Annotated in this window: 25 protein-coding genes and 1 tRNA gene; 15 read left to right on the top strand and 11 right to left on the bottom strand. The window is 40.1% G+C overall.

The features are described 5' to 3' along the window. Positions 1–52: 52 nt before the first annotated feature. The 7 genes from BM156_RS18065 (at position 53) to BM156_RS18035 (ending at position 4,010) form a co-directional block, all read left to right on the top strand. A complete protein-coding gene (locus BM156_RS18065; RefSeq protein WP_093921310.1) occupies positions 53–292 on the top strand; it encodes a hypothetical protein in 240 nt (79 codons plus the stop codon). Between the two features lie 50 nt (positions 293–342). Further along, a complete protein-coding gene (locus BM156_RS18060; protein WP_093921309.1) occupies positions 343–570 on the top strand; it encodes a hypothetical protein in 228 nt (75 codons plus the stop codon). Between the two features lie 125 nt (positions 571–695). After that, complete coding sequence (locus BM156_RS18055) at positions 696–1,181, top strand: MlaD family protein (protein ID WP_093921308.1); 486 nt, start codon at positions 696–698, stop codon at positions 1,179–1,181. Positions 1,182–1,408: 227 nt separating this feature from the next. After that, entirely contained in the window at positions 1,409–1,744 is a 336-nt protein-coding gene (locus BM156_RS18050; protein ID WP_093921307.1) for a GIY-YIG nuclease family protein, read from the top strand. A gap of 42 nt (positions 1,745–1,786) precedes the next feature. Then, a complete protein-coding gene (locus BM156_RS18045) occupies positions 1,787–2,362 on the top strand; it encodes a Crp/Fnr family transcriptional regulator (RefSeq protein ID WP_093921306.1) in 576 nt (191 codons plus the stop codon). A 64-nt stretch (positions 2,363–2,426) separates the two neighbouring features. Further along, positions 2,427–3,425 carry an NAD-dependent epimerase/dehydratase family protein gene (locus BM156_RS18040; protein ID WP_093921305.1) on the top strand — a complete coding sequence of 333 codons (999 nt, stop codon included), beginning with the start codon at positions 2,427–2,429 and terminating at the stop codon, positions 3,423–3,425. 114 nt (positions 3,426–3,539) lie between these two features. Then, the gene (locus tag BM156_RS18035; RefSeq protein WP_093921304.1) at positions 3,540–4,010 is read left to right on the top strand and encodes a GNAT family N-acetyltransferase; all 471 of its coding nucleotides are present in this window, start codon (positions 3,540–3,542) and stop codon (positions 4,008–4,010) included. A gap of 148 nt (positions 4,011–4,158) precedes the next feature. Here BM156_RS18035 and BM156_RS18030 read toward each other — a convergent pair. Next, positions 4,159–4,234, bottom strand: a tRNA-Lys gene (locus BM156_RS18030). 239 nt (positions 4,235–4,473) lie between these two features. Between BM156_RS18030 and BM156_RS18025 the strand changes: the two genes are divergently transcribed. The 4 genes from BM156_RS18025 (at position 4,474) to BM156_RS18010 (ending at position 10,168) form a co-directional block, all read left to right on the top strand. Next, positions 4,474–6,279: an SLC13 family permease gene (locus BM156_RS18025; RefSeq protein ID WP_093921303.1), complete on the top strand. Its 1,806-nt coding sequence runs from the start codon at positions 4,474–4,476 to the stop codon at positions 6,277–6,279. Positions 6,280–6,392: 113 nt separating this feature from the next. Next, a complete protein-coding gene (gene cysD, locus BM156_RS18020) occupies positions 6,393–7,301 on the top strand; it encodes a sulfate adenylyltransferase subunit CysD (protein ID WP_093921302.1) in 909 nt (302 codons plus the stop codon). Positions 7,302–7,357: 56 nt separating this feature from the next. Continuing rightward, complete coding sequence (cysN, locus tag BM156_RS18015; RefSeq protein ID WP_212733557.1) at positions 7,358–9,253, top strand: sulfate adenylyltransferase subunit CysN; 1,896 nt, start codon at positions 7,358–7,360, stop codon at positions 9,251–9,253. Between the two features lie 333 nt (positions 9,254–9,586). Further along, entirely contained in the window at positions 9,587–10,168 is a 582-nt protein-coding gene (locus tag BM156_RS18010) for a hypothetical protein (RefSeq protein WP_139218330.1), read from the top strand. A gap of 64 nt (positions 10,169–10,232) precedes the next feature. Here the strand turns inward: BM156_RS18010 and BM156_RS18005 are convergent, their stop codons facing one another. From BM156_RS18005 to BM156_RS17985, 5 genes are all read right to left on the bottom strand, one after another. Then, positions 10,233–11,063, bottom strand: coding sequence for a DUF2202 domain-containing protein (locus BM156_RS18005; RefSeq protein WP_093921300.1), 831 nt, complete (start codon positions 11,061–11,063; stop codon positions 10,233–10,235). 20 nt (positions 11,064–11,083) lie between these two features. Next, positions 11,084–11,581 carry a hypothetical protein gene (locus BM156_RS18000; RefSeq protein WP_093921299.1) on the bottom strand — a complete coding sequence of 166 codons (498 nt, stop codon included), beginning with the start codon at positions 11,579–11,581 and terminating at the stop codon, positions 11,084–11,086. A 509-nt stretch (positions 11,582–12,090) separates the two neighbouring features. Beyond that, on the bottom strand, positions 12,091–12,606 hold the full coding sequence (locus tag BM156_RS17995) for a Spy/CpxP family protein refolding chaperone (RefSeq protein WP_093921298.1): 516 nt from the start codon (positions 12,604–12,606) through the stop codon (positions 12,091–12,093). Next, entirely contained in the window at positions 12,606–13,022 is a 417-nt protein-coding gene (locus BM156_RS17990) for an anti-sigma factor family protein (protein ID WP_093921297.1), read from the bottom strand. The genes BM156_RS17995 and BM156_RS17990 overlap by 1 nt, the downstream gene beginning before the upstream one ends. Positions 13,023–13,075: 53 nt before the next feature. Then, the gene (locus BM156_RS17985) at positions 13,076–13,654 is read right to left on the bottom strand and encodes an RNA polymerase sigma factor (RefSeq protein WP_093921296.1); all 579 of its coding nucleotides are present in this window, start codon (positions 13,652–13,654) and stop codon (positions 13,076–13,078) included. Positions 13,655–13,853: 199 nt separating this feature from the next. Here BM156_RS17985 and BM156_RS17980 point away from each other — a divergent pair, with 199 nt between their 5' ends. Together BM156_RS17980 and BM156_RS17975 are read left to right on the top strand one after the other, a co-directional pair. Beyond that, positions 13,854–14,846, top strand: a complete 993-nt coding sequence (locus BM156_RS17980) for a Gfo/Idh/MocA family protein (protein ID WP_093921295.1) — start codon at positions 13,854–13,856, stop codon at positions 14,844–14,846. 195 nt (positions 14,847–15,041) lie between these two features. Next, the gene (locus BM156_RS17975; protein ID WP_093921294.1) at positions 15,042–15,314 is read left to right on the top strand and encodes a hypothetical protein; all 273 of its coding nucleotides are present in this window, start codon (positions 15,042–15,044) and stop codon (positions 15,312–15,314) included. A gap of 23 nt (positions 15,315–15,337) precedes the next feature. Here BM156_RS17975 and BM156_RS17970 read toward each other — a convergent pair whose 3' ends face one another. Both BM156_RS17970 and BM156_RS17965 read right to left on the bottom strand, forming a co-directional pair. Further along, positions 15,338–15,820 (bottom strand): PaaI family thioesterase, encoded by a 483-nt coding sequence (locus BM156_RS17970; protein ID WP_093921293.1) that lies wholly within the window; start codon positions 15,818–15,820, stop codon positions 15,338–15,340. 90 nt (positions 15,821–15,910) lie between these two features. Further along, complete coding sequence (locus BM156_RS17965) at positions 15,911–16,729, bottom strand: prohibitin family protein (RefSeq protein ID WP_093921292.1); 819 nt, start codon at positions 16,727–16,729, stop codon at positions 15,911–15,913. A gap of 175 nt (positions 16,730–16,904) precedes the next feature. Here BM156_RS17965 and BM156_RS17960 point away from each other — a divergent pair, with 175 nt between their 5' ends. Further along, complete coding sequence (locus BM156_RS17960; RefSeq protein ID WP_093921291.1) at positions 16,905–17,774, top strand: nucleoside phosphorylase; 870 nt, start codon at positions 16,905–16,907, stop codon at positions 17,772–17,774. 12 nt (positions 17,775–17,786) lie between these two features. After that, a complete protein-coding gene (locus BM156_RS17955) occupies positions 17,787–18,653 on the top strand; it encodes a transglutaminase-like domain-containing protein (protein ID WP_093921290.1) in 867 nt (288 codons plus the stop codon). Between the two features lie 109 nt (positions 18,654–18,762). On the opposite strand, the gene ftcD is transcribed toward BM156_RS17955, so the two are convergent. The 3 genes from ftcD to BM156_RS17940 all read right to left on the bottom strand — a co-directional run bounded on the left by ftcD (position 18,763) and on the right by BM156_RS17940 (position 22,369). After that, on the bottom strand, positions 18,763–20,454 hold the full coding sequence (gene ftcD, locus BM156_RS17950; RefSeq protein WP_093921289.1) for a glutamate formimidoyltransferase: 1,692 nt from the start codon (positions 20,452–20,454) through the stop codon (positions 18,763–18,765). A 63-nt stretch (positions 20,455–20,517) separates the two neighbouring features. Then, complete coding sequence (hutI, locus tag BM156_RS17945) at positions 20,518–21,768, bottom strand: imidazolonepropionase (protein WP_093921288.1); 1,251 nt, start codon at positions 21,766–21,768, stop codon at positions 20,518–20,520. A gap of 250 nt (positions 21,769–22,018) precedes the next feature. Then, a complete protein-coding gene (locus BM156_RS17940) occupies positions 22,019–22,369 on the bottom strand; it encodes a T9SS type A sorting domain-containing protein (protein ID WP_093921287.1) in 351 nt (116 codons plus the stop codon). Positions 22,370–22,492 lie beyond the last annotated feature (123 nt).

Below are 22,492 nucleotides of genomic sequence, written 5' to 3'. Positions count from 1 at the left end.
AAGCGGCAACAAGAGACACAACATAACCAACTACAGAAGAGAAACTTAACACATGGAAGAGCTTAATGGAATACCAGAACAGGATTTTCAAGAACTCTCAAGATATTTGGGAAAAGAAAAAGCTATGGAATACATAAAAAAAGAGAAATACAATTATGGAGCAGTAGTCAATAAGTTAATCTTTTTAAGACTAAAAGACTATTCGAAAAGAAAGCCAATTGTATTTTGGACATTATTAATCTTTTTGATGCTTTTACTGGGCTATTACATTTTTGACACAATACATTATTAGTTGCTTACAAAATTTCAATACCATTGGGAATAATCAGAGACAACTGAGTAATGGGAATCGGAGCTGAAATATTTAATTTTATTGGAGCGGTTGTAAGGTGGATTTATGGCACAATTTGGAGAACAATTGCGAGGAAAAAGAAATTTACGTTTAAAGAATATTTAAGAGGGCCAAATGATTCAGATGACTGGTTTGATTTTGCCGGACATGAATTTGTAAATAGAATTATTGGAGCAGGATTTTTAATGATAATAATTTACTTAACAATGAAATATTAAAAAAGCCCTACAAAAATCGTCATATGCCAGGCAGGTTTTTAGCGGTCTGACAGGATTTCTGTTGGAAATCCCGCCCGACAACATACAAGTGACCGTTGGTAACCATAAAAAAATCCAGACTTATAATGAATAACCTAAAAATTCTTTTAGCACTTTTGGTACTTGGTATTTATTCATGTTCGCCCAAACAGACTATTACAATAGAATTTGAAGAATTAAACGGACTCTTAGTTGACGCTGATGTTTTGTATAAAGGAGTTGAAATTGGTAATGTTGACAAAGTAGAAATTGCACCAAATGGTAAATTACTGGTTGACATTGGTATCTCAAAAGAAATAACTCTACCGGAGAAGATAGAATTCGTTTTGTTTTCGCAGAATATTTTTGGACTTAAAGCAATTGGAATTAATGAAAACCCAGACATCGAACCAATTGTACTGACAGAAATCCAACAAGGAATAATTCAAGATTCAAGCATTGTAAATACATTTATGACAATCGGTAAAGACTTGCTCGAAATAACAGAAGGTGACCTTATTAAGAAGGACTCTTTATTAAAGGAATTGAAGAAGATTGAAGAACGAATTGAGAAACTTGAAAAAAACAAATAACGGTTACCAACAATAACCAATAAGGCATAAGTAAACCGACTCGTTTTGGTTTGAATTGCAGCTTCAACAACAAATCGCAAACTTGGCTTTAAAATTGAAAAGTCAAAAACAAAAACACCGCTTTCACTCTTATCTATTTAGGAAGTTAGTAAGGAAAAATCGCCCTACGCTTCATACAGACCTTTTTTAACAGAAAAATAGTCATAACCCAATTCGAACTTATATAGATGAAAACAAAGAAAGAACTTAAGGACCAATACAAACAAATGGAATTTCCGATGGGCGTTTTTCAAGTAAAATGCACCGTTAATGAGAAAGTTTTGGTCGACAACAGTGTTGACATAGAGTCGAAGTGGAACCGCCATCGCATGGAACTTAAATTTGGAAACCACAAAAACAAAGACTTGCAAAGCGATTGGAACAACTATGGAGAGGACAAATTCGTCGTTGAAACTTTATCCGTACTTAAAAAAAGTGAAGAAGAAAATGTGAATTACAATAAGGAATTAAAGGCGCTTCAAAATTTGATCATCGAAGAAAGGAAAATTGAAAATACGTATTAGAAAGCTGGCACGAACCAGGCGTATACAAGCGAACAGCAAGTCATGAATAAACTAATCGCACATTTAGAGAAGTATTATCAAATCAGGATAGCCAAAGACTTTGTTGTTGAAGATTATTTCTTTATTGAGCAGTATAAAAAGAAAGACTTTTTGGTAAAAGAAAATACCAACTCCAAGTTCTTTTACCTGGTTTTGGATGGCTACATCCGTAGCTATCATTTATCGGAACATGGAGAAGAAATAACGACCGAACTATACCGGGAAGGAGATTTAGCGGCATCAATGTATAGCCTTCTCAAAAGTGAGAAAGCCTATGAAAACATCCAATGCATTACGGATACAATAGTTTGTAAAATATCAGAGGAATCTTTTGAGCGGCTGTGTTTGCAAAACATACAATGGTTTCAATTGGGGATGAAATTCTTAAAAAAGGACATCTTAAGCAAAGAAGAACGTTTGCTGGGCTTTGCAAAGCTAAGTGCTAAAGAAAGGTACCAGAAGTTGCTTAACGAGAAACCCGATATTGTTCAAAATGTGCCCGTTATCTATCTCGCATCGTATTTAGGCATAAAGCCTGAATCATTGAGTCGATTAAGAAATCAGCTAGGCATTTCCTAACAATTGTTATTCAAATTTCTTTCGTTTCACCTCACTTTTACGTCTCAAACTAATTTAAGTGAGTATGAAAGAAACAGTATTAATTACCGGAGTAAATGGGCATTTAGGAAATAACCTATTACGAAATCTGCTTAAAAAAGGAGCAAACGTTAAGGGAACTGTCCGAAATACAAAAGACAAAGAACCATTTAACGACTTAGATTTCCAACCAACTTATGCTGATTTGCTTGATAAAAACTCGTTGTTATCAGCCTTAGATGGTGTAGATATCTTATTTCAAGTTGCTGCTGTGTTTAAACTATGGACTCCAAATTCGCAAAAAGATATTTATGAAGCAAATATGACAGCTACACGCAATATAATGGAGGCTGCGGCTGAAAAGGGTATAAAGAAAATTGTATATGTAAGTTCTATTGCTGCAATTGCACGCAAAAAACTTCCCATGAATCCTGACATTTTCAACGATGAAAAAGAGAACATCTATTATCGGTCAAAAATAGACAGTGAAAAACTAGCTTGGGAAATCGCTAAGAAAAATAAGCTGAATATGGTAAGTGTTTGCCCATCTGCAATGATTGGCTCCCACGCGGTACGCCTAACTCCTTCTCACAAAATGCTTCGGATGGCCTTAAATAAAGAGCTGTTTGCTGACAGTCAGTTTTACATCAATTGGGTCGATGTTAAGGACGTTGCAGAAGGCTGTTACTTAGCAGCGATACATGGAAAAAAAGGGGAACGATATGGACTAGGGACCTCTAAAGCGGTGGGGCTTACAGAGGTTATACACATCGCACAAGAACTTTTTCCAGAACTACAATTAAAAACACCCTTTAAAATGTCAAAAAGGATGCTTCATCTAAGTGCCTCCGTTTTTGAGTTAATGTCAAAGTTTAACAAAAAAGAACCGATGATGCTCAAATCTCAAGTTAGAATGTACTACAAACTAAAACAAGACATGGATATTCGTAAATCGGAAAGAGAATTGGGATACAATCCGAAAAAGGGTCCCGAAGCAATTCGAGAAGCGCTTATTTACTTAAATGAAAACAAGAATATAATATAATCACGCTAGTAACTATCATTTTATACAAGTCATGAAGTGCGGTAAATAGGGAGGATTCCTTTCACCCAATCCACGATTCAAACAACTGACTGCTAGCAATCATCAAAAAAAAAAATGAATATTGAATTTAAACGACTAAGCGAGGTTGAAAAATCTGAGATTATTGAATTGATGAATAATCAGTTGGTGAGACGACAAATGCCTTTATTGAAAGATGACTTCACGGAAAGCGTTTGTGATAAGTTTATTGAAGCCAAGGAATTACTATGGCTTGAACATGGCTACGGTCCGTGGGCATTTATCGTTAACGGCCTGTTTGCTGGCTGGGGTGGATTGCAACCTGAGAATGGAGAAGCTGACCTGGCATTGGTATTGCATCCAACTTACTGGGGCTTAGGAAAAATCTTATACAAAAAGATAATAGGCAAAGCCTTTGGCGAGATGGGACTAATGTCAGTAACCGTGTTATTTCCACCTACGAGAACACGTATCAAGGGCTTATTCCGGCTGGGATTCAAGGAGGATGGCGAATTAGAAGTTGAAGGGGAACAATTCATCCGGTATCGATTGGAGAAACCCGAATAAAATGTACTTCAACCGCCGTGTTTCGATTTTCAATTAAGAAATTAGACTAAAGAATAGGTGCTTCTCCCCTTTATTGGCAGCACGCATAATTTGACAAATTCCCTAAAAATAAAAAAGCGCTCAAATCATCGATTTAAGCGCTTTTACTTGGTGACTCAGCTGGGGTTCGAACCCAGGACCCCATCCTTAAAAGGGATGTGCTCTACCAGCTGAGCTACTGAGTCATCCTGTATGACTGCCCTTATTGTTTAAAGGCGTTGCAAAAGTATGCTTTTCAACCTAAATCGCAAAACAAATTTTATTAAAATCGACATAAATTTTTCTTGAGTAAAAACAAAAACAAGAAAATGAGTAATTTACAACTGAAAAAAAAATTCAAATATTTTTCTGTTGGGCAAATACGTATTTCACTCCATAGGAGATTTAGTAAATACACTTACATTTGTTTGAAAAATCACCGTCAATGACTCTTGAAGGCTATTTTGTGCTTGGTGTTATCGTCTTAATGATAATAGCCCTGATTTATGACTGGATGCGTCCAGGCCTCTTACTCTTCTCCGCGCTCACCGTATTAATGGCAGCTGGAGTTGTTACCACTGAAGAAAGTTTAGCAGGATTCTCCAATAAAGGCATGCTCACCGTAGCTGTTCTTTTTCTGGTTAGTGAAGGCGTCAGGCAAACCGGAGCGTTGAATATTGTTGCCCGCACTTTTCTTCCGAAGCGCAGAGGCAAAATGCCCATCATTCTAACTAAAATACTCCTTCCTGTTTCATTCATTTCAGCTTTTTTGAACAATACCCCTGTGGTGATCATTTTTGCTCCAATGGTAAAAAACTGGGCAGAGAAAATGAACCTCTCACCTCAAAAGTTTCTGATCCCTCTTTCTTACGCAACAATTTTAGGCGGCATTTGTACGCTGATTGGAACGTCAACCAACTTGGTTGTTCATGGTTTGATGCTGGAAAATGGGTTTTCAGGGCTCCACATGTTTGAGCTCGGGAAAGTTGGCATTTGGATTGCCTTAGCCGGATTTATATACCTTGCTTTTATTGGGCACCGCTTACTTCCGGGAGAAAAGGACAACAACAAACGCGACCGGCTAGACTATAAAGAATATTTTCTGGATGCCACGCTTCCTGCCAATAGCTCATTAGCTGGCGAAGAAATTAGCAATGGACGCTCGCACCAATTAAAGAATATTATCATTCATTCGATTGAGCGAGATCATGAAATTATTGATACCCGTAGAGGAAAGTTCATTCTTGAACAGGATGACAAATTGGTTATCGCGGTAAAATCGGAACACCTGGTTAATCTTCTCCCCTTGCGAAAGCTTGAATTTAAAGCATTGAAAGGTTTTGGCAAATTCTATAAAAGCACGGATATCAAACAAATTGAGGCTGTTATTGCCCCTCGATTTCCCGGGATTAATAAGACTGTCGATGAATTTGACTTTTTAAACCACTACCAAGCAGAGGTGTTGGCGGTTTATCGCAATGGTGAAGCCATTACAACCAACGTTGGCGCTTTTCGGATGAAAGCGGGAGACAGCTTGGTGCTGCTGACCAATGAAAACTTCATTAAGAACTGGGGGGAATCTACTGGTTTTTACCTCACCTCCTTCATTGGAGAAATTCCTCCCCCGCGATACAAAGGACAGCGATTGTTTGCCATTCTGTTGGTTTTACTGATGATTCTGGGAGCAACCGTTGGCCGATACCTTCCTGAGGTTGGAGGCAACCAAATGGATATGTTCTACTTTGCCTCTATTGTTGCCGTGCTCATGGCCTGGATCAATGTTCTACCCAACCGAAAATACACCAAAGCCATTTCATGGGATGTCCTGATCACCATTGCCTGTGCTTTTGGCGTAAGTAAAGCCCTTCAAAACTCAGGAGCTGCAGACAGCATTGCGACAACAGCAATTAATTTTTCAAAATCATTTGGCCCCTTGGGCGTGCTAATCACCATTTACCTGATTACAACCATTTTTACGGAGATTATTACCAACAACGCAGCAGCAGCGCTGGTCTTTCCTATTGCCTACTCTGCTGCCACTCAAATGGGTGTCGATCCGAAACCCTTTTTCATTGCCATTTGTATCGCTGCTTCAGCCAGTTTTTCATCTCCAATTGGCTACCAAACCAATTTGCTCGTCCAGGGCTTGGGAAACTATCGATTTGGCGACTACACCAAGGTCGGATTACCCATGAACATCGTTGCTTTTATCATCTCAATTATTCTAATTCCAATGATTTGGCCGTTCTAAATTGGTAGAATAAGAGTTAATACGCATTAAACTTCGAATAGAATGGTTATTTTTGCAGGCTGATTAGTTATCGCAACTCACCTGTTGCAAATGTATTTTGAAAAATCCTTATCATGAATAAATACAATCTGACTCACCTGCGTGAATTAGAAGCCGAAGCCATTCATATTATCCGTGAGGTGGCCGCTGAATTTGAAAACCCCGTGATGCTTTACTCCATCGGGAAAGACTCCTCTGTAATGGTGCGACTGGCAGAAAAAGCATTCTACCCGGGAAAAGTTCCATTTCCGTTAATGCACATTGACTCCAAGTGGAAATTTCGTGAGATGGTTGAGTTCCGTGACAATTATGCCAAAGAAAAAGGCTGGGACCTAATTACCCACTACAACAAAGAAGGGTTTGAAAGTGGTGTTGGTCCATTCACCCACGGAAGTAAAGTACACACCGATGTGATGAAAACACAGGCGCTGCTTGAAGGTCTTTCAAAATATAAGTTTGATGCAGCCTTTGGAGGCGCCCGAAGAGATGAGGAAAAATCTCGTGCCAAAGAACGGATTTTCTCATTCCGAGATAAATTTCACCAATGGGATCCCAAAAATCAGCGTCCTGAGCTTTGGGATATCTACAATGCCAAAGTTCATAAAGGAGAATCAATTCGTGTTTTCCCAATTTCGAACTGGACAGAACTTGATGTTTGGCAGTACATTCGTCTGGAAAACATCCCAATTGTTCCGTTATATTATGCCAAAGAAAGACCTGTGGTTGAAGTTGATGGCAACTTAATTATGGTTGACGATGACCGGATGCCCAAAGAGTTGGCCGAAAAGGCAGAAATGAAAAAAGTACGTTTCCGAACACTCGGATGTTATCCGCTTACCGGAGCCATTGAGTCAGAGGCTGACACCATCGAAAAGATTGTGGAAGAAATGATGACCGTAACGGTTTCTGAGCGTACCACCCGGGTTATTGACTTTGACCAGGAAGGCAGTATGGAGCAGAAAAAACGGGAAGGATATTTCTAAAATTGAAATCACCACTCCTGAAAAATCACATTTATTAATTGAAGATTAGATTACCCATGGATATAAAGGCATTTCTTGACCAGGACGAAAAAAAAGACCTGTTGCGATTACTAACAGCTGGTTCGGTTGACGATGGAAAATCGACATTAATCGGACGCTTATTGTTTGATAGTAAACGACTTTACGAAGACCAACTGGCTGCTTTAGAGCGAGACAGCAAGCGGGTGGGACACGCTGGAGAAGATATTGACTACGCCCTGTTGCTCGATGGCCTAAAAGCCGAAAGAGAACAAGGAATCACCATCGACGTAGCTTACCGCTACTTCTCAACCAACAAACGGAAGTTTATTATTGCTGACACCCCCGGACACGAACAATATACCCGGAACATGGTTACCGGAGCATCGACAGCCAACCTGGCGATTATTCTGATTGATGCAACCAAAGGTGTAATTACGCAAACGCGTCGCCATACCTTCTTGGTTTCTTTGTTGGGAATTAAGCATGTCGTATTGGCCGTAAACAAAATGGACTTGGTCGATTTTGACCAACAAGTTTTTGATGACATTTGCGAAGATTACAAGAACTTTGTGACCCAACTGGACATTCCAGATGTTAACTTCATTCCACTATCTGCTTTGAAAGGCGATAATGTTGTTGAACGCTCTGACCGCATGAGCTGGTACAAAGGCAAGTCCATGCTGGAATTCCTGGAATCTGTACACATCAGTTCTGACCGTAATTTCGACGACTTCCGTTATCCGGTTCAATACGTATTGCGTCCTGATCGTGATTTCCGAGGATTCTCATCGAGAATTGCTTCCGGGGTCGTTCGCAAGGGAGAGGAAATCATGGTATTGCCCTCTAAGAAAAAATCAACCATTAAAAGCATTACAACCTATGATGGGGAACTTGATGAAGCATTCCCCCCACAGGCAGTAACAATTACCTTGGATGACGAGATTGACATTTCACGTGGCGACATGATCGTTTACCCGGATAACTTACCACGAGTTGAACGACACTTTGAAGCCATGTTGGTTTGGATGGATGAAAAACCGATGGATCCAAGCACACAATTTTTCATTAAACATGCCAACAACACCACAAAAACCCGAATTGACAAAATCAAATACAAGGTTGATGTCAATACCTTGCAAAAATCGGAGATTGACTTTTTTGAATTGAATGAAATTGGCCGTGTGGTATTTACCACCAACAAACCAATTTATTTCGATCCTTATAAGAAAAATAAAAACACCGGAGCATTTGTGCTGATTCACCCAGTAACCAACAATACTGTTGCCGTAGGAATGATTATTGACAAGCTAAGCGCCGATGATCTTCCTTCAAAGATTAGCGATAAGCACCGTGAACAAATCAAGCGAGGTGAAGGGCTAATTTCAACGGACGAATACCAAAAACGCTACAACCAAAAAGGGGCAACAATTTGGGTGACTGGCCTGCATGGTTCAGGAAAAAATGAATTTGCTTTCAGTTTAGAAAAACAATTGTTTGACATGGGAGCCACTGTTGTGCTGCTTGATGGTAGCTCGATCCGCTCTGGTTTGTCTAAAGAGCTGGACTATTCTCCAACCGATCGTGCAGAGCACCTTCGTCGTGTTGCCGAAGTGTCTCGCTTGCTAAACGATCAGGGAATTATCACGATCTGCTCGTTCATTTCTCCGGATGCAGCTATTCGCCAACAAGTAACAGAAATCATTGGTGAAGAACGCTTCCACCTGTGCTTTATGGATGCCTCGTTGGATTATTGCAAAAACAATAAACCAGATCTTTACAAGGATGAAAAGGTGAAGTACGTGCCTGGAGTTGATCTGCCTTTTGAAACACCAGCGAATGCAGCACTGACTTTAGACCCGGCTCTAAACGGGAAAAATCCCGAAACGGTTATTCAATACCTTCGGGAACAGAAGATTTTCCCACTACTCTAAAAGATTATCTCAACGAAATATACAAACAGGAATTCTCGAAAAGGGTTCCTGTTTTTTTTGCTCCTCTTTTATTTCCGATAGGCTACAATACTTTCTTCTTTATTTCGTTAATAATTCAAAATGTTAAACAATTACCTTGTAACACCTGTTTCATCAGAAGTAGAAAACCAAATCTTCGAGCCAAAACAGCAATCATCATGGCCTATGAAATAATGGGAAGCCTAGTTTTCCGTTATTGGTTCTTTCTATTTTGGTCAGTGTATCCTATGCATTGATAACCAAAAGTATGCTTTCAATAAGTCCTAGCTATAACCCATTGACAATTAATTAGAAATGTCTGAAATTAGTTCTACAATTAAGAGTGATATGACCCCAGCAGAACGGTTTTACAAGTATTTTGGGCAGGCATATGGGCAGCAACCAAAAGATGATTCTTCAAAAACTCAGAACGAATTTGTGGAAGAATTTATCGCGACTGTCCCTGATATTATTGATGAACTGGAAACCAACCTGATCAAGCACGAAATCCGCGAATTCTACATCAAAATAAAGAACTTAAAATACTTATGTGAATTCAGTGAAGAATTCAATCGTTTTTGGCTTCTGATGAGAGCCATATCCGGAGGGCTTCAGCGCTTGTTGGAAGAACCGACCAAAGATCATGCAGTCGATGTCTATGTCTATTACTACAAGCAATATGGAGGCCGTAGAAAACTGCGCTACGAAAGCTGGTTTGAAAATCACCGCTGGGAGTTCCTCGATCGCTTGACGAAACTGACCAGTGACGAAGATTTAAATGACTTTATTCTTGAAAAAATTGATGCACTAACCAGCTATTTTCAGTTATTCAAGAAAGAATTAGACTACTTTATCAAAGAATTGAAAAAAATACGGGACACTCAATCTGAAAAATAAACGGGGCTTGAAGCATCACTTCAAACCCCATTCTCTATAAAAACCGAACTCTTTTTAACTTGGTTTAGTTTCCTCCCCGGTATCTTTTTTGTTGTCCACCAACTCCATTTTGAGGATCGCCTTCGCAATCACCTGAATTGTATTGAGCCCGGTTGTTATTGCCATTTCGATTGGCGTAACCATAGCCCAAAGCACAATTTCTATTTTGCGAACCTCTTTCCATCTCTCCTTCTACAATCTCATTGAAATAATCATCAGACAAAATCAAGGGTTGATAATAAACATTGTTTTGAGCCAACACACGAGTAAAAGCACGCAAGTGATTGCGAGACCCCCGCAATAAATTTTCATAAACCAGTTGAATATCGGCATTGTTTGTTTCTTCCAAGCGTTCTTCCAAGTCCAGAATATCCAACTCTTCGACATAAGCCCCTACTTTCAAAGCTTCAACCAACGACACTTCTCCTGAAGCCTTCAGTTCATCAAACAACTTTTGAATGTCGGCATTGGCAAAAACACCAACCTCCTCAGGCGAATTGTCTTCAATTCCAAACAAGTCAAACAGTGTCAGCACGGCGGTAACATGCGTGGATTCACTACGAGAAATATTTCCAAAAATTCGCCAATCGTACAAATCATTGAACGTTTGATACAAATCTCCTGCTAGTTTTTCTTCCTCCCGCATCCAAAGCAATCCAGCCATTTCCTCATCCGACAATTCCGTTTCCTCTCCGACCAAAGCTGCTTTCAATTCATTTAGCTCAACCGACGTGCTTCCATCAGTATCGACTGCTAACAGTGATGCACTCTTCAACTCCGCTCCTGTCATTTCATTGTCGCTACATGCTCCTAGAGCAACAACCATCAATGCGACGATATAAACGATTCTTTTCATTGTACTTATTTTAATGTTGATTACCAATTTCTATTTCGGCCACTTCGTCCCTGACCACCTCCAATGCCTTGGCAATTGCCTCCACGCTTGCCCTTGAAATTTCCTTGGCCTCTGCCCTGTCCATTTCCTCGAACTCCGTAACAAGCTCTATTTCCGGCATTGCGTTTGCCTTGAAACTGGCGTTTTCCATTTCCCTGCAAAGCCAGGTATTCTTGTTTCTGACCTTCATCTAATAAGTTCAATACCTGAGTACGATGCGTTCCTTTGGCCGCTTGCATTTGATCATACACTTGCTGCTTTTCATCTAAGTTTGAAGTATTTCTCCGTTCTTTTCTGAAAGCGTCCATCTTAGCCTGATGGCTCTGTTCCAATTCCTCAATCTGCTTTTGCTGATCCTCTGTCAGATTGCTAATTCCGTTGATACAAGGAAGGTTTTTACGAGATTGAGTTTGTCCGATCACACTGGTTGAAATGGCCATAGCCAAAACCAATCCTAATAAATAATGCACTCTTTTCATCTTTTTAAATTTTAATTGTTCTGGTCAAAAAAATGGCTGAACGGGACTCTGTCTTGCTACATGTCTAAAGTCTTCTGTCCAACTGTTCTGCTCATTTTTTATCCGACTTTGAATTTTGTTGTTTTTAATTGCTAAAACCGAGATTTATCTGGCGCCTAAGAATCCCTCCCCATTATTAGCAAGTGTTCATTTACTGTTTTTACTAATAAGACACAGCCGACTTGAAAAACTTGCGCTTGGAAGATGATTTTTTCAAGAAAATTTAGAAAGCCTTGTTTTACTGGGTTTTCCGACAACAATGATTTACACACTTCAGCTTACAACAACCAATCAATGGTCTGCAATCAGATTGAAGAAATTTGTTGAGAAGCAAAAAAAGAATTCAAGAAGTTAGGTCAGATGCCACCGCCAATTTGAAAGAGCCAATTTTAGCGATATTTCTTATCGCCTTTGTAGCTCACCATGTTTCAGGCGAAATCATAAAAAAGTTGAAGAGATCACAGATTAGCTTACCTCCGCCCATTACGATGTTTTCTCCCTTTTGGAAGTTGAATATCCTGATCGGCAGAAATCAGCGATTGGAAAATTCGAGCCAGTTTTTCATTCTGCTCGGGAGAGCAGATGGCTTTCAGCTCCAGAAAAAAGGCATAGGTGATTGTCTTTAATTGTTTATGCTGCGCTCCAATTAAGGTCGAAATTTGCTCCAAACGAGCAGTATCCGATTCAGCCCGTACCATCTCGGCTACCAACTCCGCGCGCAGTTGTTCCATCTCTCCGGTAACAGCTCTTGCCTCCCGGTTGAAATTGCGATTAGCTTCGCGAAACAACACCAACTGATCAGCTGTCAAGTCAAGTTGTTCCTTAAAAAAACGCGTACGCTGTTCACCAGGAACCGCTATTGATTCTGTTTTAGCAGGAAGCTTATGCTCTTCCTGAGAATGATAAATAAATGAAATAATCGTGGAAATATTGGTAACCAATAGAATAATTACCAACCACATCAATATTTTCGTTTTTGTAAACATCACTCAAAAGTTAGTAAAAATTGTTCAATCGGCTCTTCCTGCAAGCCATCAAAAGGAACTAATTCTGATGTCAGGCCATCATCGGAACCTTGCTCTACCGAAAACTGCTTTCCAACAACTGTCCCCAGGCTAATTGCCAACAGAAGCAATGCGCCAAACAAAGCTGGTTGCCACAAACGACGGGACGCTGGTTGCGCGGGCACTTCCATTCGAGCCTTTAGCCGTGTGTAAAAATAAGGATCATTCTCGGTGTATTTTTCGAAGTTCAATAAAGCTAAATCCTTCCTCAAGCTCTCTAATAGCTGCTGACACTCATCACAATGGCTCAGATGCTCAGCAATCTCCTGCTTCTCCTTGGCTAACAATGAGTCTTCCATGTAAAACATTAATTTTTCTTTTATGGCTCGATGTTTCATAACAACCTCCTTACTTATACTTTTGACACCAAATAAATCAAAAACTTGCTGTCTTAAATCCCTTTTTTATAACACTGGTACAATTTTTTCTGCAAATTGAGCTTCGCCCGATGAATCAACGACTCAACAGAGGAAAGCGAAAGCTGCATAATTTCTGCGATCTCCTGATAGGATAAATCGTCCAGTTTACTTAAACGAAATGCAATTTTTTGTCGCTCCGGCAATTCTTCTATTGCACGGTAAATCTGCTCTTTACGCTCTTTGTTTTCCAAATCTTGCTCTGGCTGTCCTTCCGCTGAAACAGTAGAAACTCCTAGCATCTTTTCTGAGCCAAACAAAGCATCGCCAATCGATTGAAAAAAACTGCGTCGCTTATTATCTCTTTGAAAATTCAGTGATTTATTGACCGTAATCCGATAAATCCACGTCGATAACTTCGACTCCCCTCTGAATTTAGAAGCTGATCGAAAAACTTCAATAAACACTTCCTGAGCAAGATCTTCCGCATCATGCTTGTCATGCACAAAGTTCAGGCAAGTATTTCGAACAAGCAACTGGTATCGATCAACCAGCTGTTTAAAAGCTTGTTCGTCTCCGTTTTGTATGGCTCTAATTAACGCTAGTTCATTCATTGGGAAAAGTCCGTTACCTAACAGACACAAGTTAGCAAAAAAACTTGCGGCGTAAAGTCAAAACTTTTTTTGCCGCCTGCAAAGTTGATGTTTTATCGGATTCTTCCCGATATTTTCTATCTTGCTAATCGGAAAAATCATTCTTTTAAAGAATTAACCTCAACAAACTAAAATCGAATAGTAACAAATACGCTTTAACATGAAAAAACAATACAATTGGGCCATCTTAGGCTGCGGCAAAATTGCCCGAAAGTTTTCTGAAGACCTGAAGCTTTTACCGCAAGCAAATCTTTATGCAGCAGCTTCCCGCAACATCGAACGTGCCCAGGAATTTGCCAATGAACTTGGCTACCAAAAAGCTTATGGAAGCTATACCGAGCTGGTTCAAGATCCGCAGGTTGACGTTATTTACATAGCTACGCCCCACTCCCACCATCACGAGCACGCTTTACTATGCCTTCGCCATAAAAAAGCGGTGCTATGTGAAAAAGCATTTGCCATCAACCTTCGCGAAGCACAAGAGATGGTTGCCTGCGCCAAGGAAAATAATACCTTCCTGATGGAAGCCTTTTGGACCCGTTTTCAACCCAGTTTCCTAAAAGCCCGGGAAATCCTTCAAGCCGAAAAACTGGGCAAACTAAAAATGGTGCGTTCAGACTTTGCTTTCAATGCTGAAAAGAATGCCGATAAAAGACTATACAATACTGATCTTGGCGGTGGTTCCTTGCTAGACATTGGAATTTACCCGGTCTTTGCCTCCTTAATGGCTTTAGGAAAACCAAGTGAGCTAAAAACCATGGTCAACTTTGGATTTACAGGTGCCGAAGAAAGTATTTTGATGAGCTTTAAATATCCAAACGGAGCAATGGCCTCACTGGCTTCCAGCTTTGCATCGCATTCTTCTATTCAAACCGAGTACTGGTGCGAAAAAGGTTATCTGCGCCTAAACAAACGCTGGTTTGCGCCTACTCAAATAAGTATTTGGGAAGCAGGAATGGATCATGAAGAAGCTGTTCCTGTTGAAGAAATTGAAGGAAAAGGGTACCAGTTTGAGGCCGAACATGTCATGCAATGCCTCGACAATGGACAGATAGAAAGTCCTAAAATGTCATTTCAAACAAGCCTTGACCTCATCGAGACACTTGACAAAGTGAGAGCCGATGCAGGAATTGTTTTCGCCGGACACGATTAGTTCAACTTAAGAATTGACACAAAAAATCATCAAATAGTGTAATAAAATGAACCGTTGAATGACTTATCCTTTGAAATGAATAGGTCGTTCAACGGACTATTAACATTTTTTAAAGAAAAAAGCCAGTCGTTCATCGATAAATTTCGAAAACATTAAGTAAAAAGCATTAATTTTGGTTGCATCAAGAATTAAGCCATGAAATTAATTATTCTAACATCTTCGATCTTCTATTTGCTAGGGCTAAAACTGACTCATCAAGTTGAAATTGAGAAGCCATTTAATACGGATAGTGTAACAGTTACAGCTCCGGTAGAAAAACCCAAATTGCCAGAGGTTAATGCAGATGAAAAAGACCTGCCGCTTCTTGATGATGGCAAAGCTGACAGCATTCAACAAATACCGACAGGTTCAAATGAACAAACAGCTCCTTGGGTTCCTTTAACCGAAGAAGTTTGCACTAAAAACTAAATCTCATTTAAACTTCTGCGCTTTTATTCTCCGTAAAAAGCATTCACTCCCGGATAGTAAAATTTTTCACGAGCAACTTTCTCGGGAAAAACAAAGTATTTCACATCAGCTTCAGCACACAATTCACCCTCGGAGTCAAACAATTGACTCTTAATTAGTGCTAACCGCCTATTCTGTTCTATAAGTGTTCCTTTGATCCTCAGTTTTCCTTTATTCGTATAAACAGGCTTTTTGTACTTTACCTGCAACTCAGCAGTTACTCCTGCCGTTGCACACTTGGTATAAACGACCCAAGCTGCAATTTCATCGAGCAAAGTAGCCTGAATGCCTCCATGAAGAACATCTACCCATCCCATAAAATTTGGGTTTGGTTCCCACTCCGACACAATGCTTTCACCATCATCCCAGAACTCTAGTTTAATACCAATTGGATTGTGAGGCGAACAACCGATGCACCGGTATTTTTCGGGATCGTCATTCACATGTACATTAATTAATTTTCTCATTGAATATCGTCGAGAATTTGCAATTAAAATAAGATCAAAAAAAGCCGGCGAAACACAAATGCTTGCCGGCTTTCTATTTCTTTTATCGGGTTAGTTATTTCCCAAAATCAGAGGTAAACCATCTTTACCACTTCCAACAACTACAACCTTTGAGTTTGGTGACGTAGCCAACTCGATCGTTGCTTCAATACCTCGTTGTTTCAAGATACTATTAGTCAACGAAGCATCAATAATCCGGTTATAACGAGCAATACCCTCGGCGTCAATTCGTCTTTTCTCAGCTTCTTGTTTCGCAGTTTCCAGTGTATATTGATAAGTCAGGTAAGCCTGTTCTTCCTCCAATTTCTTTTCAATAGCCTGTTTAATTTTCTCAGGTAAATTGATTGAACGAATCAATAGTGCCTTCATATCAATATTGTTATTGCTCAGCACTTCCTTAGTTTCACTAATTATCGAAGCTTCTACCTCGCTACGTTTCGTTGAGTAGATCTCCTCGGCAGTGTAACGACCTGCCACCTGGCGAACCGAAGAACGAACTTCCGGAATAATTAACTGATCGATATACCGCGTTCCAAAAACTTCGTGCAAATAACCAATTTTATTATACGTTGGATTGAAACGAACTGAGATTTCGACACTTACAGATAAACCATTCTTATCCAACACATCCATGGTCTCCTCTCGCTGTTGCTCTTTTACATCATAAATAATTAATGTGTTCCATGGGGCAACAACATGAAACCCCGGAATATAGATGTTCTCCTTGTCCAAGCCTTTGCTGAAAGGGCGGAAAATCACACCTCGCTCACCTGGCTGAACAGTGATAAACATACTGCTTCCAAAAAATAACACAACAACCAGCGCTACCGCTGCAAGAATCAAATACGACTTTTTAAAGTTAAAATCCATTAGTCTGAAATTTATTAAATTGATATGAAGGTAAATGTACTGTTTTTAAGCAAATCCTCAAAAAACCTCCAATGAATATCAAACCGTTGTTAAAATGCTTGATTCAGAAGACAGAACACTTAGCATTATTAGTTTTTTTTAGTTAGATTTGAAATCGAACAAAACCCCTTTTTACATGATTAAGTCATCAGAACTCATCATTAATAAAGATGGTAGCATCTTTCACCTTCATCTTAAACCAGAACAAATTGCAGACTTTGTATTATTAGTTGGCGATCCTTCAAGGGTCAAGATGATTGCTGCCCATTTTTCAGACATTGAATACAGTATCCAAAACCGGGAGTTTTATTCAACAACCGGAACCTATAAAGACACTCGAATAACTGTTATTTCAACAGGAATTGGAACAGACAATATCGACATCGTTGTAAATGAACTTGATGCACTGGTTAATATTGATCTTGAAACCCGTGAAGTAAAGGAGACCAAACGCTCGTTAAATATCATTCGCATTGGAACCTCTGGAGGCATGCAAAAAGACCTTCCGGTGAACTCTTATGTATTGAGTAGAAAAGCAATTGGTTTTGACGGCTTGCTTAATTTTTACGCCAATCGTGAAGCCATTTCGGATCTTGACTTTGAGCAAAACTTCATGAATCACACCGACTGGCATCCTTGGCTCACAAAGCCTTATGTCGTTAATTCTTCGGATTACCTATACGAGCTACTTCAGGATCCGCAAGTAAAAGATGGTGTTACCATTTCGGCTCCGGGCTTTTATGGCCCTCAAGGACGGGAGTTAAGACTTCCCATTGTCGATCCGGATTTGAATGAAAAAATTGAGAGTTTCCATTACAATGATTTCCAAATTACCAATTACGAAATGGAGTGCTCTGCAATTTACGGATTGTCGGCTCTTTTAGGACACGAAGCATTAACAATTTGCCTGTTGATTGCTAACAGAAGAAGTAAAGAAGCAAATGAAAATTACCACCCCCACATGGAGAAATTAGTCAAATTTGTATTAGATAAGATTGCATCTTAATTGTAGGGGAATATGAAGACAGACCGGTTACAAGCACTTATTGCTTTGTTGGACGATCCGGATGAAGCAGTTTACGAAGAGGTAGAGCAGCAGTTGCTTTGTGAAGACAGTCAGATCATTGATCAGTTAGAACAAATTTGGGAAACCAGCCTGGATGAGTTAATTCAAACACGAATTGAAAACCTCATCCAGCAAATTCAGTTTAGCGATACACGAACCCGAATTTGGAACTGGGGGAATCAAAAGCAAGTTGACCTGTTTGAAGGTTTCTTTCTTTTGTCTCAATACCAGTATCCCGATCTTAAATTGAAAAATGTCAGGTCGAAAATTCAAAAAATATCGAATGATGTTTGGTTGGAGATCAACAACAAGTTGACTTCCTTGGAGAAGATTACGGTTTTAAACCACATCTTTTACGATGTGAACAAGTTTTCGATCAACCTCAATAACCTAAACTCGCCACAAAATTGCTACCTCAATCAATTACTGGAAACCAAAAGAGGAAATGCGATCTCTGTGGCAATTCTGTATGCCTTGGTAGCTCGAGAGCTCAAGTTTCCACTTCAGGTTATCAACTTTCCCAAAACACCCCTACTCGCCTATGTTGATACTGATTTAGCTCAGGAAGCACATGGAAAAGATTACCAGTCGTCAATCCTATTCTACATTAACCCATCCAATAAAGGAGCGATTATTGGTCGTAAGGAGGTGGAATTCTTTTTGAATAAAAATGATCAGTACGGATCAACTGACTTTTACGAGCCTTGCGAAGATAAAGTCATGATCAAAAAGCTTCTGGAGTTATTGATTGAAAGCTACGACTCCTTAGGCTATCAAGACAAGGTGGATGACTTAAGTCAAATCATCAGTTTTCTTTAATTTGTTTCGTTTGAAAGAGAACCTGCAGGGCTAACGATAAATAATCAGAAAGCCGAAAGAAACTTTATATTGTTTTTTCGGCTTTCTGTTTGCTTACTCATGACAAACACTAGTTGCCATTAATTTTTTCCATCACCTGTTTCAAAATTGCTTGTTCTTTGCTTTCAGCTTGAAACAAAAGCTCTGTCGCTTCATGTTTTAATTCAGCAGCTTTTTCTTGGTCTTTAAACCCATCCAGGTTGATTAACACATTCAGATACGCTCCGTGAACAGCTGTCTTGGCACACAAGGCAGCCACGCCTGCGTCAGACACTGAATTTGGATTGCCAATAGCAGCCATGGCCTCGATTGCTTCCATAGACTGGAAAGCAGTCCGCATCACTTCCAGAGGCGTTTGAATTGCATTAAGCGTTGCATCCTGAATGGCTTGACTACGTGTCGCTTTTTCTTCCGGGCTTGATTTAGGCAATCCAAAAGCAGCCATAATCTGGTTAAAAGCATTGGTGTCCTCATCAACCAATTTCAGTAGTTTATTTTGAGATACTTTGGCTTTCTCTGCCCAGCCGGAGAACTCTTCCCAGCGGTGATCCCACCCTCGTTTATGAGCTGACAAGTTTGCAACCATACCTCCAAGAGCAGCCCCTAACGATCCAAGATAAGCCGAAATAGAACCACCTCCGGGAGCAGGAGATTCCGAAGCTGTTTCATTCGCAAATTCCTTTAAACTCATTGCATTTAATGGAGCTGAACTTTCATCTTCAAGCATATACTCGATAATTCGCTCACGAGGATTAAAAGCTCCAAGCTCATCAAGCCCCATTGACTTAATGGCAATTTTAATAATCTCTTCATCGGCAATTCCTGTTGAACGTTCCTGCTTCCGCAAGAAATACCTTCCTGCTTCCAACATCGCTTCCAGCGGAATTAGTCCTACCAACTCGGAGCCAGTCACTCGCAATCCTCGACTTGCAGCACTTTTAGCTACCTCATCAAATGCAATATGAACTGGTGTTATCGTAATATCGGTCAAATTCATCGAAATCTGGGCAACCCCATATTCCTCAATATACCAGCCAATCGCCCGAACTTTTTTCAAAGTCCCTGGAATCCGAACCGGTTCTCCCTTTTCATCTGTTACAATCTTCCCTGTCACAGGATTGCCCTCGCGCTTTACACGCCCAGCTTCACGCACATCAAAGGCAACAGCATTTGCCCGGCGCGTTGACGTTGTGTTCAGATTAACATTATAAGCGATCAGAAAATTTCGCGCACTAACGGCCGTAGCTCCTGCCCGTACATTCATCTTAGCAGGGCCGAAATCAGGCTTCCATTCCGGATCTTTCAATTTGTCAGGTAATCCTTCGTACTCTCCCGAACGGCAATATGCTAAACTTTGCCGCTCCTTTTTCTGTGCAGCAAACTCATAACAATAAACCGGAATTTCCAATTCCTCGCCAATACGCTGAGCCAGTTGATGGGCATACTTTACGGTTTCTTCCATCGAGATTCCAGCAATAGGTACTAAAGGACAAACATCGGTTGCTCCAAAGCGGGGATGCTCACCATGATGCTTACTCATATCAATCAATTCAGACGCCTTTTTGACACCTCTAAAAGCCGCTTCAATAACATCTGCAGGTTCTCCAACAAAGGTTACAACTGTTCGGTTAGTTGCATGTCCTGGATCAACATTCAAAAGTTTTACTTTTTCAACACTCTCGATAGCATCTGTTATTTGCTTGATGATAGCTGGATTGCGACCTTCACTAAAGTTAGGCACACATTCAATTAACTGACTCATAACTTCTACTTTTTTATTCAACTAACTGTTAGTTCAGTCGTTGATTGATTTTATTGATATCAATTAGTAAATTTCTCCGTTGATGATCACGGTTTCAACCGGATTGGCTCCAAAATAATATGAAATTGCCGAGTAGGAAGGTAATTCGCGGGTTATAAACAGGTTTGCTTGTTTTCCTGAGCAAATCGTCCCGGCAATTTTTTCAACGCCCATGGCATAGGCTGAATTTATGGTACAGGCATTAATGGCCTCCTCGGGAGTCATTTTGTACTTAATACAAGCCAACGACTGAATAAAATTCATATTCCCAGATGGAGATGAGCCGGGATTATAATCAGAAGCCAAAGCAATCGGCAGGCCAGCTTCAATCATTTCCCGGATCGGAGAAAGTGGCATTCCCAAAAAGAAAGCTGCTCCCGGAAGTACTGTAGGCATTGTCTTTGACGCCAACAAAGCTTTAATTTCATCGTCTCCAATATGTTCCAAATGGTCAACCGATAAGGCTTGATGTTTTACTCCAACTTGCACCCCGCCAGTCAGGCCCAGCTCGTTTGCATGAATTTTGGGCTGAAGGTCGTACTTCCATCCAGCCTCGAGTAGTTGTGCTGTTTCCTCAACCGTAAAGAATCCCTGATCACAAAACACATCCATATAATCAGCCAAACCTTCTCGGTCAATCTCCGGCAACATCTCTTCAATTAATAGCTTAATGTATTTTTGGCGATCGGCTTTGTACTCCACAGGTAAAGCGTGAGCTCCTAAAAATGTAGACTTAATGATCATTGGGCTATTGGCTTTCAAACGTTTGATCACCCGGAGCATTTTCAATTCAGATTCCATGCTCAGTCCATAGCCACTCTTTATCTCGATCGCAGTGGTTCCCATTCGTTTAACTTCATCGAGCCGAACCATGGCATCCGCAAACAGCTCATCCTCTGATCGCTGCTCCATACGCTTGGCTGAATTTAGAATTCCTCCTCCGCGACGGGCAATTTCTTCGTAAGTGAGCCCATTAATCCGATCCACAAACTCCTGCTCACGGCTGGCAGGAAAGACAACATGCGTATGGGAATCGCAGTAACCAGGCATAACAATTTTACCGGCACAGTCAATTTCCATCACCATATCAGCCCCCTCAACCAAGTTCTCATTGAAATCTTTCATTGGCCCAAAAGTCTCAATCTGGTCATCGTCAATCACCAAAAAAGCATCCTCAAGGACCCGAAGCGAGCCCATTTCTTTTCCAGAAACCCAAGTACGCGCCTTATCTTCAACCTGAACCAATTGTCTTATATTTTCTAACAGTATCTTCATAGTCAATGATCATACAATTTACTACAATTAAAGAAAAGATGTTGGAAAAATTTGCTGTCAAATATCATGCAGCCTTTATTAAACTTACGATTTTATTCGTGCTTTACCATACTTTCAAAGCTAATTTTAAAGCAGCTATACTTGTAATAAAAGACAGACCTATTTGAATACAGGATATGACAATCCTAGTGGAAATAATCTCAACTCCCACTAAATAGAAATCTCCAACAAAAAAAATGATGCGTCCTGCCTAAAGCTTTCGGATTCGCTCTACAACAACTTCACGACCTGCTTGTGCTTTCAACAAGTAAATACCTGCAGAAAATTCTTCCAAGTTAAAACTCAACTTCTGAAGTCCGGGAGCAACCTCCACCTTCTTCCATTGCTTTACTTTGTTTCCCAAAATATCAATGAGTTCAAATTGTACGAGTAAATATTCCTCAGAGAAGAGATCAACCACCAGCCGATTCTTGGCCGGATTGGGATAAATTTTCTCAATTCGATAAGACATTTTATCTAATTGAGAAACCTCCTGAACAGCAGACTTGCCATTTAGGCTGAAAATGAATAGAAATATGGTAATAAGTAAAAATTGCTTCATGCTTCTTCTTGTTTCCTATTTAATAGACAAGAATTATTCCAAAAAGTTGCTTCAAGCTTTGCCTTACAAAAACAAAAAGACCTCTGCTTTCAGCTAGAGGTCCTTACAATCAATAATTCCCAA

The sequence above is a fragment of the Sunxiuqinia elliptica genome, from assembly GCF_900113005.1.
GTDB classification, from domain to species: Bacteria; Bacteroidota; Bacteroidia; order Bacteroidales; family Prolixibacteraceae; genus Sunxiuqinia; species Sunxiuqinia elliptica.
This window is presented reverse-complemented; position numbering and strand designations above follow the sequence as displayed.